10 protein-coding genes are annotated in these 14,984 nt (G+C 61.3%); 5 read left to right on the top strand and 5 right to left on the bottom strand.

Going from position 1 to position 14,984, the window contains the following annotated elements; genetic code table 11:
* Positions 1 to 21: 21 nt before the first annotated feature.
* On the top strand, positions 22 to 1,302 hold the full coding sequence (gene sepH / locus LKK40_RS00875; protein WP_304308407.1) for a septation protein SepH: 1,281 nt from the start codon (positions 22 to 24) through the stop codon (positions 1,300 to 1,302).
* Positions 1,303 to 1,527: 225 nt separating this feature from the next.
* Here the strand turns inward: sepH and LKK40_RS00880 are convergent, their stop codons facing one another.
* Entirely contained in the window at positions 1,528 to 2,793 is a 1,266-nt protein-coding gene (locus LKK40_RS00880) for an alkaline phosphatase family protein (protein ID WP_304308409.1), read from the bottom strand.
* A gap of 242 nt (positions 2,794 to 3,035) precedes the next feature.
* Between LKK40_RS00880 and LKK40_RS00885 the strand changes: the two genes are divergently transcribed.
* The 3 genes from LKK40_RS00885 to LKK40_RS00895 all read left to right on the top strand — a co-directional run bounded on the left by LKK40_RS00885 (position 3,036) and on the right by LKK40_RS00895 (position 6,382).
* Positions 3,036 to 5,693 carry a DNA gyrase/topoisomerase IV subunit A gene (locus LKK40_RS00885; protein WP_304308410.1) on the top strand — a complete coding sequence of 886 codons (2,658 nt, stop codon included), beginning with the start codon at positions 3,036 to 3,038 and terminating at the stop codon, positions 5,691 to 5,693.
* A gap of 139 nt (positions 5,694 to 5,832) precedes the next feature.
* Positions 5,833 to 6,069 (top strand): hypothetical protein, encoded by a 237-nt coding sequence (locus LKK40_RS00890; protein ID WP_304308412.1) that lies wholly within the window; start codon positions 5,833 to 5,835, stop codon positions 6,067 to 6,069.
* Complete coding sequence (locus tag LKK40_RS00895) at positions 6,062 to 6,382, top strand: type II toxin-antitoxin system YafQ family toxin (RefSeq protein ID WP_304308414.1); 321 nt, start codon at positions 6,062 to 6,064, stop codon at positions 6,380 to 6,382. Before LKK40_RS00890 ends, LKK40_RS00895 begins: the two co-directional genes overlap by 8 nt.
* 65 nt (positions 6,383 to 6,447) lie before the next feature.
* Here the strand turns inward: LKK40_RS00895 and LKK40_RS00900 are convergent, their stop codons facing one another.
* Both LKK40_RS00900 and LKK40_RS00905 read right to left on the bottom strand, forming a co-directional pair.
* Positions 6,448 to 6,990: a hypothetical protein gene (locus LKK40_RS00900; RefSeq protein WP_304308416.1), complete on the bottom strand. Its 543-nt coding sequence runs from the start codon at positions 6,988 to 6,990 to the stop codon at positions 6,448 to 6,450.
* On the bottom strand, positions 6,969 to 7,628 hold the full coding sequence (locus LKK40_RS00905) for an MFS transporter (protein WP_304308418.1): 660 nt from the start codon (positions 7,626 to 7,628) through the stop codon (positions 6,969 to 6,971). The genes LKK40_RS00900 and LKK40_RS00905 overlap by 22 nt, the downstream gene beginning before the upstream one ends.
* Before the next feature lie 237 nt (positions 7,629 to 7,865).
* On the opposite strand from LKK40_RS00905, the gene LKK40_RS00910 reads away from it, so the two are divergent.
* A complete protein-coding gene (locus LKK40_RS00910; protein WP_304308420.1) occupies positions 7,866 to 8,228 on the top strand; it encodes an ArsR/SmtB family transcription factor in 363 nt (120 codons plus the stop codon).
* Positions 8,229 to 8,391: 163 nt separating this feature from the next.
* Here the strand turns inward: LKK40_RS00910 and LKK40_RS00915 are convergent, their stop codons facing one another.
* Together LKK40_RS00915 and LKK40_RS00920 are read right to left on the bottom strand one after the other, a co-directional pair.
* Positions 8,392 to 13,464 (bottom strand): DEAD/DEAH box helicase, encoded by a 5,073-nt coding sequence (locus LKK40_RS00915; protein WP_304308422.1) that lies wholly within the window; start codon positions 13,462 to 13,464, stop codon positions 8,392 to 8,394.
* A 76-nt stretch (positions 13,465 to 13,540) separates the two neighbouring features.
* On the bottom strand, positions 13,541 to 14,776 hold the full coding sequence (locus tag LKK40_RS00920; RefSeq protein ID WP_304308424.1) for an MFS transporter: 1,236 nt from the start codon (positions 14,774 to 14,776) through the stop codon (positions 13,541 to 13,543).
* Positions 14,777 to 14,984 lie beyond the last annotated feature (208 nt).

Raw genomic sequence — 14,984 nt, forward strand, 5'->3', positions numbered from 1 at the left:
CAATGAGGAAAGCGGTGCGCAATGCCGGAGAAGCCACTCACGCAGGCAAGTTTCGTCACGGTGAGCCCGTCGGGCGATCTTGTCTTTTCGGCTGACGGCTCACAATTCGCTCTCGAGGTGAATGACACGCTGGAACGCGCGATCCTCGAGGCCAAGCAGATCAAGTCCGAATCCCTTGACGTTCAGCAGCCTTCGAGCGGCCAGAGCCTGCCGATTTCGCAGATTCAGACGCTGATTCGCGCCGGTGCCGAACCCGCGCATGTGGCCCAGCGATACGGGCTGAGCCCTGCGCTGGTCAGGCGTTTCTCGGCTTCGGTGCAGACCGAGAAGCAGTACGCCATCGAGCAGTTCCTCATCGTCCCCGCGCCGAAGGAAAGCCGCGTGCACACTATGGCCGAGCTCATCGAGCGTACGCTGGCCACCGCGCGCATCGGCATGGAATCGCTGAAATGGACTGCGACACGCCGGGGGCTTGAGCCGTGGCGGATTACGGCCGCATTCGATTCGGCGGGTCGCCATCTGCGCGCCGAATGGACGTGGAATATGCACGACAACGCGGTCACCTGCCTCAATCCGACTGCGACACGGCTGCTTGGGGGCCTTAATCCCCATGATCGCGATGCGGATGATACGGCTGCGAATACGGACGGCGAGCTTGACGACGCATTCTCCATCGTGCTGGGCATACCAGGCGATTCGATTCGCTCGGCGCGCATCGAACGGGCGGTATCCGCGTGGGGGGCGGGCGAAGGCGAGGCGCAGCCGCAGAACAGGTCACAGGACGGGTCGCGGGATATGCTGCGAGGTTCCGCACATTCGGCAACGCCTGCCTCAGGCGGCGCTAAGGGCTCGCCGGCATCTGCTGGGCATCCGGCTGGCGACGAACGCGACACGCAAGGTTTTCCGGGAACAGTCGTTCCTGGGAAGCAGGCCAGCGCCGACGGGCGCGTTGGTGCGAGCGTGTCGGCATCGGCTGACGCTTCAGCGCTGAACCTTCTGCCACTGGACGTTAGCCCGCGCGACGCCGCGTCGGCTGGTTCCACTGCCTCGGATGCAGGCATCGATGCCGACACAGCCACGTCGCACGCCGAAGGCTCTGCTGCCGTCGCTGCTGATTCCGTCGCTTCCGCTGCTTCTGCCGAAGAGCATGGTACTGCCTCTGCCAACGACACGGATGACGCTGCTGCACAATCAGGGCGCAGGATATCCAAAGAGTCGAAGGCCAACGCGGCAAAGCCGTCGAAGCGCAAATCCCGGCGCTCGGCGGTGCCTAGCTGGGATGAGATTCTCTTCGGCGACTGAAATCAGCTCAGCTGACTCTCAGGTACATGTACCGGTATTTCGCCGCCTTTTGTACGCTAACTCATGGCTGGCGTACGAAACGCAACGCAATAGGGCCTTCATACGTAACATTTCACACGTCAGCATCGTCGTAGCGTACGAAACGCAACGCATGGGTGGTGCAGCATTGGCTAATCGGCTAATTAGCTATCAGCGTGGCTTCTGCAAGCCGTCAGCCGACACCAGTCAGATGACGTCGATCAGGCAGGGCACATCCATCTCCATCATGGTCTGCGAGCCGTGCACGCTCGGCAGCCGCGTGGCCTTGTCGGTTTGGGTGCTCGAGTCCACGAGGGTCATATTGCCCGAGGACTGCGCCACCACATCGCCGATCATCGGCTCGACACGCGAATCGACCGGCCCGAACAGGCCTTCCGCTATGGCTTGGTCGCGCGTGCGCACCAAGGCGCGGGACCCAAGATAATCCCGCCAACGCCCGGCAATCTCATCGGCCGCACAACCCTGCTCGGCATACAGCATCACGGCTCGCGGCTCCCCGCCGACCAGCGCCACGCCGTCGCTGAGCTGCGGCGTCAGCGCGATGTCGATGCGCTCCTCGGGCAGCGCAGAAACCATGCCGTGGTCGGCCACGATCACGATAAGCGTGCCGCGCGAGGCGTTGCGATGCAGCATGCCCAGCTGTGCGTCGACGCTTTCGAGGGCCGCTATCCATTCCGGCGAATTCCAGCCATACGCATGCCCCACCTTGTCAGTGTCGCGAAGATACAGATACGTCAATCCTGGATTTCGCGCCGCTTGGCATGCCGCCCTGACCCTGTCCCCTGGCTTCGTATTGCCAACGTATCGCGCGCCGCGCAGCGCCGCCTGAGTCAGCGGCGAATCAGCGAACTTGGGTAGCCCCGAGCTGGTGACCGGCACATCCTGCTCGGCCAAGCGCTCGAAAACCGTGGGCTGGCGCTGCAAGTCATGCGGCGCGATCGCCTGCCTGAACTGGATGAGCTGCGACAGCTCCCCCGTCTGCGGATTGCGCTGCGTGTAGCCCGCCATGCCCGTGAGCCCTGGGCAGGTGCCGGTGCCGAAGGTGGCCATCGCGGCCACCGTAGTGCTCGGCGCGCAGGTCGAGATGGGCCGCTGGTTCACGCGATCACGCAGCAGCGAGCGCAGGTAGGGTACATGCCCGATGCGCAGATTGAGATTCCAGAATCCCAAGCCGTCCACAAGCACGATGATGGCCGAACGTGCGTCGGGAATGCCAAGCGCACCTTGCAATGCGGCGGGATTCTTATGCACAGCGGTAGTTATCGGATGGCCGATGGCGCTGGACAGTGCTGGAAGCACGGATGACAGATGCCTTGCGCCGCCTCGCTGTGCGGTGACATCAGCAGGATTGTTGTCCGCGTCACTTGCACTTGCAGTGCCATCGAAGTCCCCATACTGCGCCGTCGGCACAAATCCTAGCAACGTCTTGCGATCCGGCACTTCAACACTCATACGCACCATTCAAGCACCGCAGCACGAAAATGGCTTGGAATTGAGCGAAATCGCAGTATCGCATTCGTATCTCCGCATATCTCCACCCGAATTTCGCACTGCCAAACAAGACTGACGAACAGGACTGATGAACAAGCCCGATGAACAGGCCTGCTGCAACCGAAAACGCTGTTGGCCGACCGTTTGGGATATCATGGGGCGGTTCACACTCAATCGCACTCAACAGGCAAGGGAGTTCCGGCATGGCACGTGCTCGCAAATCGGCTCAGGCGGCTTTCGACCCTCGCACGGTCAAGGAGCATATCGTCGAGACGCCGCTGAACGAGGAGATGAGCAAGTCCTACCTCGAATACGCGTACTCAGTGATTTACGCGCGTGCGCTGCCGGATGCCCGCGACGGGCTGAAGCCGGTGCAGCGGCGCATTATCTACCAGATGGGCCAGATGAACCTCACGCCCGACCGCGCCTACATGAAGTCGGCGCGCGTGGTCGGCGAAGTGATGGGCAAGCTGCACCCGCACGGCGATTCGGCCATTTACGAGGCCATGGTGCGATTGGCGCAGCCTTTCGCGATGCGATTGCCGCTGGTCGACGGCCACGGCAACTTCGGCTCGCTTGACGACGGGCCCGCGGCCTCCCGATACACCGAGGCGCGGCTGGCTCCGGCAGCGCTGGGGATGAACGCCAGCATCGACGAGGATACCGTCGACTTCGCGCCGAACTACGACAACAAACTGCGCGAGCCATCCGTGCTACCCAGCGCTATCCCGAACCTGCTGGTCAACGGAGCGTCAGGCATCGCGGTGGGCATGGCGACGAATATGGCCACGCACAACCTCGGCGAAGTGGTGGCCGCAGCCAAGCATCTCATGCATCATCCCGACGCCACGCTTGAGGATTTGATGCGCTTCGTGCCAGGGCCGGACTGGCCCGGCGGCGGCATCGTCATCGGCCGCGACGGCATCCGCGAGGCCTATGCGACCGGCCGCGGCACGCTGACGACCCGCGCAGCCACGCACTTGGAAAACGTGACAGCCCGCAAACGCGCGATTGTGGTGACGGAGCTGCCGTTCATGGTCGGCCCGGAGCGGGTGCTCGAACGTATCTCCGAAAGCGTGAAGAACCACAAGCTCGAAGGTATTTCCGGCGCGATCGACCTGACCGACCGGCATAACGGCACCCGGCTCGTCATCGAAGTCAAAACCGGCTTCGACCCCAACGCCGTGCTCGCGCAGCTGTTCAAGTTCACCCCGCTGCAGGACAATTTCTCGATCAACAACGTCGCGCTGGTCGACGGACGCCCGCATACGATGGGCCTGAAAGAGATGCTTGAGGTGTGGGTCGGGCATCGGCGCGCCGTCATCCGCCGCCGCAGCGAATACCGCCGCAGGAAGGCGCAGGAGCGGCTGCACTTGGTCGAAGGCCTGCTGCTGGCCATGATCGACATCGATGAGGTCATTCAGGTCATCCGCACTTCCGAAGACGCCGAAGGCGCCAAGACGCGGCTGATGGCCGTGTTCGACCTCGACGAGATTCAGGCCCAGTACATCCTCGATCTGCGGCTGCGCAGACTGACGCGCATGAGCCGCATCGAGCTCGAATCCGAGCGCGATGACTTGAAGCGCAGCATCGAGGAATTGGAACGCATTCTGGCGTCGAGCGAGGCGCTCGATCGGGTCATCACCGACGAAATGGACGAGGCTGTGGCGTCTTGGGGCACGCCGCGCCGCACGGTGCTGCTTGATGAAGGACCTTCCGGCGAGCTGGCCCCGGTAAGCGCCGAAGGCGACGAAACGTTGTCTGCTTCGGCGCTTGCGGCCATGCACGCCGCTTCGTCGGTGTCCTCGGCGGCTGCCGGTGTCGAAGCGGCTGCTGCCGCACGCAAGGCCGGGAACGCCGACGAGGCGGCTTCGGCGCTGCAGCTGGACGACGAGCCATGCACGGTGCTGATGAGCGCCACGGGGCTGATCGCCCGCAGCACACCGAGCGCCTTGGACATCTGGCAGACGCATTCCGCTTCGGACGGCCGCGCAGCCGACGACCAGATCGTCACCGTCTTCCCCACCACGACTCTGGCCTCCTATGGCCTCATCACTTCGGCTGGACGGCTGGTGCTCGCGCAGGTGGCCGACTTGCCCGCCCTGCCAGCCTCGGTCACGTTGTCGCTCAGCGGCGCAGTCAAGGCCGATGAACTGCTGACGCAGACCGAAAGCACGGACCCGGTTGCCGGCGAGCACGTCGTCACCGCCGTGTCGTTAGGGGACGATGAGCCGCCGCTGGCTATCGGCACCGCTGCCGGCGTCGTCAAGCGCTGGAATCGGGAGTCGCCTACGACCATGGATTCGTGGAGTGTCATCGATCTCAAAGACGGCGACCGCGTGCTGTTCGCCGCGCCCGCAGCTGACGACGACCGGCTGGTATTCATCTCCTCGGATTCCTCGCTGCTGACCTTCGTCGGCTCAGTCGTGCGCCCGCAGGGCCGTTCGGCGGGCGGCATGGCTGGCATCAAGCTTGCCGAGGGCTGCCGGGCGCAGGCGTTCAACGTGGTGCAGGCAGGCAAGGTCGCCTGGACCTACGAGGAGGGCGAGAACGGCCTGTTCTCCGCCTCCGGAGCCGTGGTGCTTACCGTGGCTGGGGACTCTGACGCACTTGAGGGCACAGAGAACGGCGCTGCGAAGGTCACTCCGCTCGAAATGTATCCGATGAAGGGCCGCGGCACCGGCGGGGTGCGCTCTCAGCGCTTCCTCAAAGGCCAGAACACCCTGATCGCCGCATGGGTCGGCTCCTATCCGCTGCGCGCCAGCACGGCTTCCGGCTCGCCCATCGACCTGCCGAAGCCGGATATGCGTCGCGATGCGTCCGGCGTGGACCTCGATGCGCCAATCGGATTTGTGGCGTGAGATTGCGCGGTTGCGCGGGTTTTAGGGCTTGCGTGTGCGCGTCTGCTGTTTATGGGCAGGGAAAGGACTCGATCTTCCGCTGTAGGAGAATTGCGCCTCATTGTATGCTTGAGCTATCGAAAACGAAGGAGGTGTTGTTATGACTGTGTTGACTTTTGATGATGTGAAGTATGCGAAGGCTGAGGCTGAGGCGCGGCGTCGCGGTGTTGATTTGCGCGCGAAGCTGAGCCACGAGGTTGAGACGTATGCGCATGATGCCGAGGTACGGAACAGTGAGTTCAGCGATGATGATGAGATAGCCGGGGTGTTGCGCACCCATGAGGATGTGCGCAGATTCTTCGAGGGTATCTTAAGCGAGGCGGCTGCTGGTGATTGATGTCGTCTACTCGCATGGTTTTCTTAGGGACGCGAAACGCCTCGCACGCCAATGGCCCAATCTTGTCCGTGATTTATACGCGATCGTCGATGAGGAGCTTCGCACTGATGGTGTTGTAAGCGATGCGTACGATCCTCATGTTTTGGAGAATCGTGGCGGGCATTACAACGGTTGCATGGAGTTTCATCTTGCGGATGACGTGCTGGTGTTGTTTTCGCCGCCCTATCCGAAACGCTCATTGACGATGCAGCGTATCTGCACGCATGCCGAACTGTCATCGGGCGTGTTTGGACGAGAATGGCCCGACGATTAGCCAAAAATGCAACCGGTCTGAATTCGAACTGAGTACATGCGGCAATGCAGCCACTATGCTCATATTCAAGATTGTTTGATTGGTTTGGATTGCCTTTCGAGTTTTGTTGAAACCAATAGGACTATCGCGGCTGCGGCGGCGAGTGCCGCGCCGATCCAGAGTGCGCCTTGCGCGTTAGTGCCTCCCGAGCCGAGGGGGATGCCGCACAGCCATGCTCCGATGGCGTTGCCGACGTTCAGCGCGGCGATGTTCATCGAGGAGCCGATTGTGGGGGCGTCCTTCGCATGGTTCATGAGCCGCAGCTGCAGTCCGGGCGCGGTGGCGTATCCAAGCACGCCCCATAGCACCAGCGCTACGAGAGATACCCAGAGCATTTGCCCAAGAGATGCAAACAGCGCCAGCACGACGGCGAGACCGACGATGAAGGCGAGCAGCGAGCCGTCCAGCGAGCGGTCGGCGGCCCGCCCGCCGACCATGTTGCCGATGAAGGTTCCTACGCCGTAGACCACCAGCAGCGCCGGCAATAGCGTGGAGCGGAAGCCGGCCACTCCGGTGAGGATGTACGAGACGTAGGTGTACGGGCCAATCAGCGCGGCGAAGGTGAGCATGCTGAGCGCCACGGAGGCCCATAGGCTCGGACGGCGCAGGGCGGCGAGCTGCCCGCGCAGGTCCGTCTCGCCCCTGCCGGCGTCTTGTCCACCAGCAGCCATGTGCTGAGCAGCACGAGGAATCCGATGCCGGTCAGCACCCAGAAGATGGTGTTCCATCCCCAGCGCTGCCCTAGGAACGCTCCGAAGGGCGTGCCGATCACGTTCGAGACGGTCAGCCCGGCGAACATGAGGGAGATGGCACCCGCCCGCCTGTTCTCGCTGACCATGTCGGCGGCCACAACCGAGCCGACCGAGAAGTAGGCGCCGTGGCACAGGGCGGCGATGATTCGCCCGATCATGAGCACCGGGAAGCTCGGGGCCAGGGCGCACACCAGGTTCCCGACGATGAACAGCCCTACCAGGCCCACCAGCACATTCTTGCGATCTATCCTTCGGACCGCCAGCGTGAGGAACACGGCCCCCACTGCTACCGCGATGGCATATGCAGAAACCAGCGTCCCTGCGGTGTCCGCCGCGACGGAGAACCTTCGGGCTATCTCGGGCAATATGCCCATCACCGACAGCTCGGTCAGCCCGATGCCGAATCCTCCCAAGGCCAGCGCCCACAACCCCAATGGTCGTTCCGACTGCTTCATATTTTCCATGCTTCCCATCTCCCGATACCAGACATTGCAAATCGCATCTTTATATTTAAATATTACAATATAACTATATATAGATATTCGATGTTGCTACTCAGTGTCACGACCAAAGGCATCGAAATCCAGACAATACATTTCAGCCGCAGGCTAGCAATTTGCTCTTGCCCACCTTGCCAAATAGACTTATAGAAATATTTCGATTAATCCGTATTGTTATGAGGCGAAACGGCTATGGATCAGACTGGCATACGTGGGAACGCAGCAGCGAGGGGCCGCACGCCGGATTCTCTCATACCTGCGCTGAAGGCCATCGCCAACCCCGTGCGTTTGCAGATTCTCGTGTGGCTCAAAGAGCCTCGGGCCAATTTTCCGATGGACAACGTCATTGCAGACCCGGACGAATACGGAATCTGCGTCACGCAAATCCAAACCAAAACAGGACTCGCCCAGCCGACCGTTTCAAACCACATGTCGGTGCTCGAACGAGCAGGCCTGGTGATTTCGACACGGGTGCGGCAATGGACCCATTATCGTCGCAACGAAGCCAACTTGGCGAAGCTGGTTAGCGAACTCGGCAACACCATCGGCGAATAACCGATATACCATGCTCTTCTTCAAGCAAGATGTGGTCGTTTGCATCTTCGTATCACATTTATCGTATATGTGAAACAGCCACCTCAATGAGATAGCCGTTTCGCACGGGCAAGAATGAAGATTCGCTTACAACAGCGCTTGACGAAGTGATGCCCGCGCCTACTCACCGGTATAAAGTCATGCCCTGGGGAGCGGGAACAAATCCGACGGTGCGCAGCAGGCGGGTGTAGCGGCTTGTGGAGGTTAAAGGCTCGCCGTTGACGTCGGCGATGACGATGCTGCCACGGTGGCTGCGTTGCAGCGCTGAGATGAGTTGACGCAGTGCGGCGATGAGAATGGTGTCGTTGGGTTCTTGGATGTCGTGTTCTTGTCCGATTTCCTGGTCACCGCTTTGGCCATTCTGCGCGAAGACCAAAAGGTGTCGCTGAGACATGTAGAGCACGGCCTCGCCTTGCACTATAACAACGATGCTGCCTTCGCGGCGTGAAGGCTTGCGGCCGCCTTCCGACAGGGCCTGCGGCCATGGGACGGCTCCCCCGGCGAGATTCGCCGGGTCAAGTGCATCTAGGGCCACGGCTTGCAGCGCGGCCTTGTCCTGCTGATTATCGAAGGGTTGCGGTGGCTGGGACTGCCTCGGCTCGGGTTGGGATTGCGCTGATTCAGCATGCTGTTGCGTTGCCTGCGACTCATTGCCTTGCTGCGCGTCAAGCTCGCGCTGCTGGGCGCGCAGGGCATCCACGGTCTGGCGCTCGGCGAATTGGACGCCGGACAGACCGGTGACGAACATGCCGCGCACGAGTTTGCCGGCTTCCTCCATCGCTTTGAGTACCGGATAGATGCCGGCGAAACCGCCCGGAATCGATTCCCGGTCGATTACCGGCTGCGCGATGACTCCGTACCGTTCCAGCAACGCCTCTACACGGGCTACGGCTATGCGTTCGGAGCCTTCATGATTCTGGCTTCCGGAAGATTCATTACCATAGCTTTGATTATCGGAATCCCGCGGCACTAATGACCACAACCCGCTCAGCGCCGGCGGCACAGTGACACGCACTCGCGCCCGAGAATTCCACCCATGACGACGAGGCATGGCGCGACGAGCGGAACGAGGAGCGCTCAACGCGCGGACGGGGGCGAATGAGCTGTTCGTCACTGCGCCGGACCATACCAGATTCCATAGTGACTCTTGAAACTCGCCCTCAGTCCACGGGACGGAAAGCTCGCCAGTTGATTCGTTTACCATCAACGATGTGACACTACTACTGGCCATCACTTGTTCAGCGGTTTCGGTACACAAGGCTGCCAATCGATGGACCGGATAGGCACCGCTCGATTCCAACACCTGCATAATCGCGTCATTGGGCGCAATGCGTGATGTTGTTGGATTTGTCGATTTGACATTGTCACGCGTTCGCACGATATCGACGGCAGCCGCCGCAAGTAGCGGAGAATCGGCGAGACACCAAGCGATTTGTCCGGCTTCACCGTGTGCGGGACTGCCCGAGCCAACCCAGACGATATCGCCGCTGGAAAGCAGCTCGTCAAGCATGGATCGCTGGTAATCGCGGATACGTGCCGGGAATATCGCGGATTCCCACAGCGCTGCTGGCAATGACAGCCCTTCCAGCTGCTCGATGACGTGCAGGAGGCCGTCAACACCTTCGAAAACCGTGCCTTCGGATGCTCTGTTATCGGCAATATGAAAGCCAACAGCCGCGTGACCAGTAGAGTCAGTTTCCTCGCTCGCAGCAGCGCCCGCGCTCATTGCTCCCTGCCTGCGAATCAGATACGACTGATAAGCCGCACTGCTGACAGGTTTGATAGCGGCTCGCGCTTTGGCGAGCGAACGGTTACGGATGCGCCGGAACACGTCACGATGCAAATACTGTGCAATGTCAGCAACATCAGTCCCCTCCCCCGTGAAATGCCCGTTCAGCAGATCACCTCGGGCAGCCAAGGCATCCAGTTCGCGCACCACACTGACAGCGTCAAATCCCAGCGCCGCAATCGCTTCATCGGCAGTAAATGGGCCATGAGTTTTGGCGTAACGCGTGACCCGCCCAGTCACATCATCGCTTCCTAGCTCGTTCCAGAAATGGGTCTGCGCCAGCTCCTCTTCGACGTCGTGGGTGGTCTGCTCATCAAGCACCTCTGCAATGCGATTGCCGCCTATCAGGCGCTCAAGCACTTCCGGATCCATCGACAGCAGCGAGGCGGCGCGCTCGGCTTGCGGCACGTCGTACTGGTACATGACCGAGCCGACGAAGCCGAACAGCAGATTGCCTGCCAGCGGCGACGGCGTTTCTGTGCGCACGTCATGCAGCAGCATGTCGCCGCTGTCCAGCGCAGTCATGATGCGGCGTAGCGCTGGCAGGTTGTAGACGTCTTGCAGGCATTCGCGCGCAGTTTCCAGAATCAGTGGGAAGTTGCGCTGCGTTCTGGCGACTTGCAAGAGCTGGGCGGAGCGCAGGCGCTGCTGCCAGAGTGGGACGCGCTTGCCGGGCTTGGTGCGCGGCAGATACAGCGACCGCGCCGCACACTCGCGGAATCGCGCGGAAAAGAGTACCGATTCACCGACCTGATTCTCGACGTCACGTTGCAGCTCGTCCGGGTCAAACAGGAATATCTGGTCCGCAGGAATATCAGCATCAGTCTGGGGTATGCGCACCACGATGCCGTCATCAGCGGCATAGCACTGCCCGTCGAAGCCGTAGCGTGCCTTGAGCCGGTTGGCAACGACCATCGACCACGGTTCATGCACCCGCCTGCCGAAGGGCGAATGCAGGATGACGCGCCAATCGCCTTCCTCGTCTTCGCAGCGCTCGACCACGAGCTGCTGGTCATTGGCGACTACATCGGTCGCGGCAACCTGTTCGCTGAGCAGGCCAGCCAAATTCGCGCAGGCGTTGTTGTCAAGCCCGTCATCGTGCAATCGCCGTGTTATTGGCTCATCAAATCGTGCGCTTTCGCCGTCGCGCGCCGACACCAGTCCTTGCGTCACTTCGCGGATGAAGCGGCCCTTGGATATGCCGAAGCCGACATCGCGCCCGTTGCCTTCTCCATGCCAGAACGGCAGCCGTGCGGTACGGCCGGGGGCTGGGTTGACGATGACGCGGTCGTTGGTGATCTCCTTGATCTGCCATGTGGAGGTTCCCAAGGTGATCACGTCGCCGACTCGCGATTCGTAGACCATTTCTTCGTCAAGCTCGCCCACCCGACGCGGCCCTGGCCCTGCCTGCGCTTCGGGCAGCACGACGGTGTACATGCCACGATCGGGGATGGTGCCTCCTGAAGTGACGGCCAGGCGTTGTGCGCCGGGGCGCGCCGAGATGACATTGCTCTCATGATTCCATTGCAGCGGCGGGCGGAATGCCGAGAAATCCTCGCTATCGTAGCTGCCGGTGAGCATGCCGAGCACGGCGTCAAACATATCGCGCTCAAGCGTGACGAATGGCGCTGCCCGGCGCACGGTCGCATACCAGTCGCCGGGCTTGAGATCATCCATTGCGGCCGCAGCGACGGTCTGCTGGGCGAGGATATCCAAGGGGCTGCGAATGACGCTCAGCGGCTCGATATCGCCTTTGGTCATGCTTTCGATGCATGCCGCGGAGCCGATGAGCTGCTCACGAGTCAAGGGATAGAACAGGGCGTGCGAGACGCCGCCCACACGGTGGTCGGCGCGACCCACACGCTGCAGCCCCGATGACACCGAAAGCGGTGGCGCGATCTGTATCACCAGATCGACCGAACCCATATCGATGCCGAGTTCCAGGCTGCTCGTGGCGACGACGCAGCGAAGCCGACCGTGCTTGAGATCTTCCTCGATTCGTTTGCGCCGATCTTTGGAGACCGACCCATGATGAGCCATGGCGATGGTCGTGTCACCGTCATGGGATTCGACAAGGTTTGTCGAGGAGCCGACCACCGAATCATAATGGGCTGCGGAACCGTAGTCATGCCGCGATGATGATTGGACTTGGGAACCAGCACCGCCAAGACTTTCGGCGTAAAGGTCGTTGAGCTTGGCGGTGAGACGCTCCGCCAGCCCGCGCGAATTGACGAACACCAGTGTGGTGTGGTGCCGCAGAATCTCATCGAGCACATCGCGTTCGATGGCAGGCCATATCGACCCCGAGAAATCCTTATCGGTGCCGCTAGGAAGCTGCCCAAACTGAGACGAACCACCGCGAGCAGACTTCTTCGCTACGATCTCCGAGCGTTCAGCGAGGCGCTGCATGGCAGGGCTCACTCCGCTGATGTGCCCGCGCGCCCCAGAACTGGCCGATACCACAGCTTTTGTCGTGTGGATATCGCGCATGTCAGCCAGCGGCTCCACGACGCGCAAATCCATAGCCGGCCGCTCTTTCGGCTCGATAATAGCAACGTCGCGACCACCGCCGATGAACCGCGCTGCCTCCGCGGCCGGGCGCACCGTGGCAGACAATCCCACACGCTGCGCTGGGGCAGCCGTAAGCAAATCAAGTCGCTCCAAGCTCAGCGCTAGATGCGCACCACGCTTCGAGCCGGCCAAAGCATGTACCTCGTCAAGAATCACCGTCTCGACAGTGGACAGGATGCTGCGGGCCTTCGAAGTAAGTAGCAGGAAAAGCGATTCGGGCGTGGTGACAAGAATATCCGGCGGATGCGTGGCGATTGACCGGCGCTCTTTCGGCGTCGTATCGCCGCTGCGGATGGCTACGCGAATATCGGGCGGCGTGGCTCCTTCGCCACGGCATTCCTCGGCGATTCCGGCCAGCGGCGCATTGAGATTGCGCGCCACATCGACAGCGAGCGCCTTGAGCGGGGATATATAAAGCACGCGGACACCACGTTTGACGCGGCGTTTCTCATGCTTTGTCTGGCTAGCCGAGACAGCATGGTCTGCGACAGTCTGCGCTGTGCCGTTAGACTGCACCGTATCATTGGACTGCACCGTGTCTTTAGACTGCACCGCGTCATTGAACTGCACTGTGCCATTAGACTGCGCGGTCTCGTCTGCAAGCTGTCGTGCGTCATCGCCCATACCCTCATGAACATCACCATGCGTCAACAGCCGGTCAATGGCCGACAAAAACGCCGTCAGCGTCTTGCCCGACCCGGTAGGGGCAATCACCAGCACATTGCCGCCCGCGCTGATCACCGGCCATGCCTGCTGCTGCACCGCGGTCGGCTCGCGGAATGCATGCTCGAACCACGCCCGGGTCGGCGTCGAGAACAGATTCAAGCATTCGTACATATGTTCGATTATGGCAGAGTGTGGCGACTGCTGACTGACTACACGACACGCCTTGCGCTGTCACATGGCAGGCTCGCTATACCGCTCGCCGCGCCGTGCTTCGCAGCAGCTCATGCATCATGACCATGATCACCAGTATGAGCAGCAGGAAGATCGGATACAGCGAAATCGAGGTGTGGTCGGCAATCAGGCCGAACAGCGGCGGCATGGCGAGCGCACCGACGTACGCGCTGGCCATTTGTACGCCGACGATGGCCTGGGATTTGTCCGCGCCGAAATACGCAGGCGTCGAGTGGATGATGCACGGGTAGATCGGCGCGCAGCCCAGCCCGACCAGAATCAGCCCGACCAGCGCCATAATCTGCCCCGGGAAGGGCACCATGAGCAGCACAATGCCACACAGCATAATCGTCTGACCGATGCGAATCATCGTCGGATCGTTGAATCGCATCGTCATGAAACCGCTCAGCGCGCGGCCGATGGTGATACCGACGTAGAACAGACTCGCCCAACTTGCTGCAGTTTTCGCATCCAGCCCGTGATGCAGCACCATGTAGCTGCTCGCCCACAGACCGGCTGTGGATTCGACAGCGCAGTAGCAGAAGAAGGTCACGAATACGGATTTGGCACCGGGGATGGCAATGATCTGCCGAAAGCCGAGCGGTTTGACAGCTTTGCCAGCGTTGACAGATTCGACAGGTTTGTCCGATGCATGGGACTTGCCCGCACTCTCGGGAGCGTCACCCTTCCCCGTAGCCGCCGACTCCCGCCCTTTCCACAAAGGCAGCGAAAGCGTCAGCACCACCGTGAGCACGACCTGCAGGATGGCGATATAGCGATAGCCCCACGACCAGCCTTGGCCTCGAGTCAGCGCGAATCCCATGATGTAGGGGCCAAGCGAGGCACCGACGCCCCACATGCAGTGCAGCCAGCTCATATGCCGGCTCGCATAGTGAATGGCTACGTAGTTGTTCAGCGCGGCATCCACGCCGCCCGCGCCCAGACCGTAGGGAATCGCCACCAGCAGCAGCGTCCAGTAGTTCGGCGCGAGGGAGAACCCCAGCAGCGCCACGGCGGTGGTGGCCACCGAAATCAGCATGACCTTGCCGACGCCGAAGCGCAGCGTCATGCGGTCAGAGAGCAGCGCGGAGATAATCGTGCCCGCCGAAATCACCATCGAGATGCCGCCCGCCCATGACAGCGGAGCGCCAAGATCATGGCTCATCGTGGGCCAGGCCGACCCCAGCAGCGAATCAGGCAATCCCAGGCTGATGAAGGCGATGTAGATCACGGCAAGCAGCAGATTGGCCACATGAGCTCCTTTGCGGGTAGAATCTGGCGGACTCAGCGACTGGTCAGGCCGCTGCGTTGCGAGCACGCCAGAGAGAGTGCGTTCCGCCGCCCTCACTCATGGTGTACGAATGTTCCTATAACTCCGCTATTCAATCACGAACCGGTCCACGACACGCGATAACCCAGCATTTCAGCGGCGCGGCTTTCCCTCCATCGCGCACACGAGC

Source organism: Bifidobacterium tibiigranuli (assembly GCF_022655035.1).
Classification (GTDB): Bacteria; Actinomycetota; Actinomycetes; order Actinomycetales; family Bifidobacteriaceae; genus Bifidobacterium; species Bifidobacterium tibiigranuli_A.

Bases quoted from the DNA above. Each gene is read 5' to 3' on its own strand.
- sepH (WP_304308407.1), top strand. From the start codon at position 22: ATGCCGGAGAAGCCACTCACGCAGGCAAGTTTCGTCACGGTGAGCCCG.
- LKK40_RS00880 (WP_304308409.1), bottom strand. From the start codon at position 2,793: ATGAGTGTTGAAGTGCCGGATCGCAAGACGTTGCTAGGATTTGTGCCG.
- LKK40_RS00885 (WP_304308410.1), top strand. From the start codon at position 3,036: ATGGCACGTGCTCGCAAATCGGCTCAGGCGGCTTTCGACCCTCGCACG.
- LKK40_RS00890 (WP_304308412.1), top strand. From the start codon at position 5,833: ATGACTGTGTTGACTTTTGATGATGTGAAGTATGCGAAGGCTGAGGCT.
- LKK40_RS00900 (WP_304308416.1), bottom strand. From the start codon at position 6,990: ATGCTCACCTTCGCCGCGCTGATTGGCCCGTACACCTACGTCTCGTAC.
- LKK40_RS00905 (WP_304308418.1), bottom strand. From the start codon at position 7,628: ATGAAGCAGTCGGAACGACCATTGGGGTTGTGGGCGCTGGCCTTGGGA.
- LKK40_RS00910 (WP_304308420.1), top strand. From the start codon at position 7,866: ATGGATCAGACTGGCATACGTGGGAACGCAGCAGCGAGGGGCCGCACG.
- LKK40_RS00915 (WP_304308422.1), bottom strand. From the start codon at position 13,464: ATGTACGAATGCTTGAATCTGTTCTCGACGCCGACCCGGGCGTGGTTC.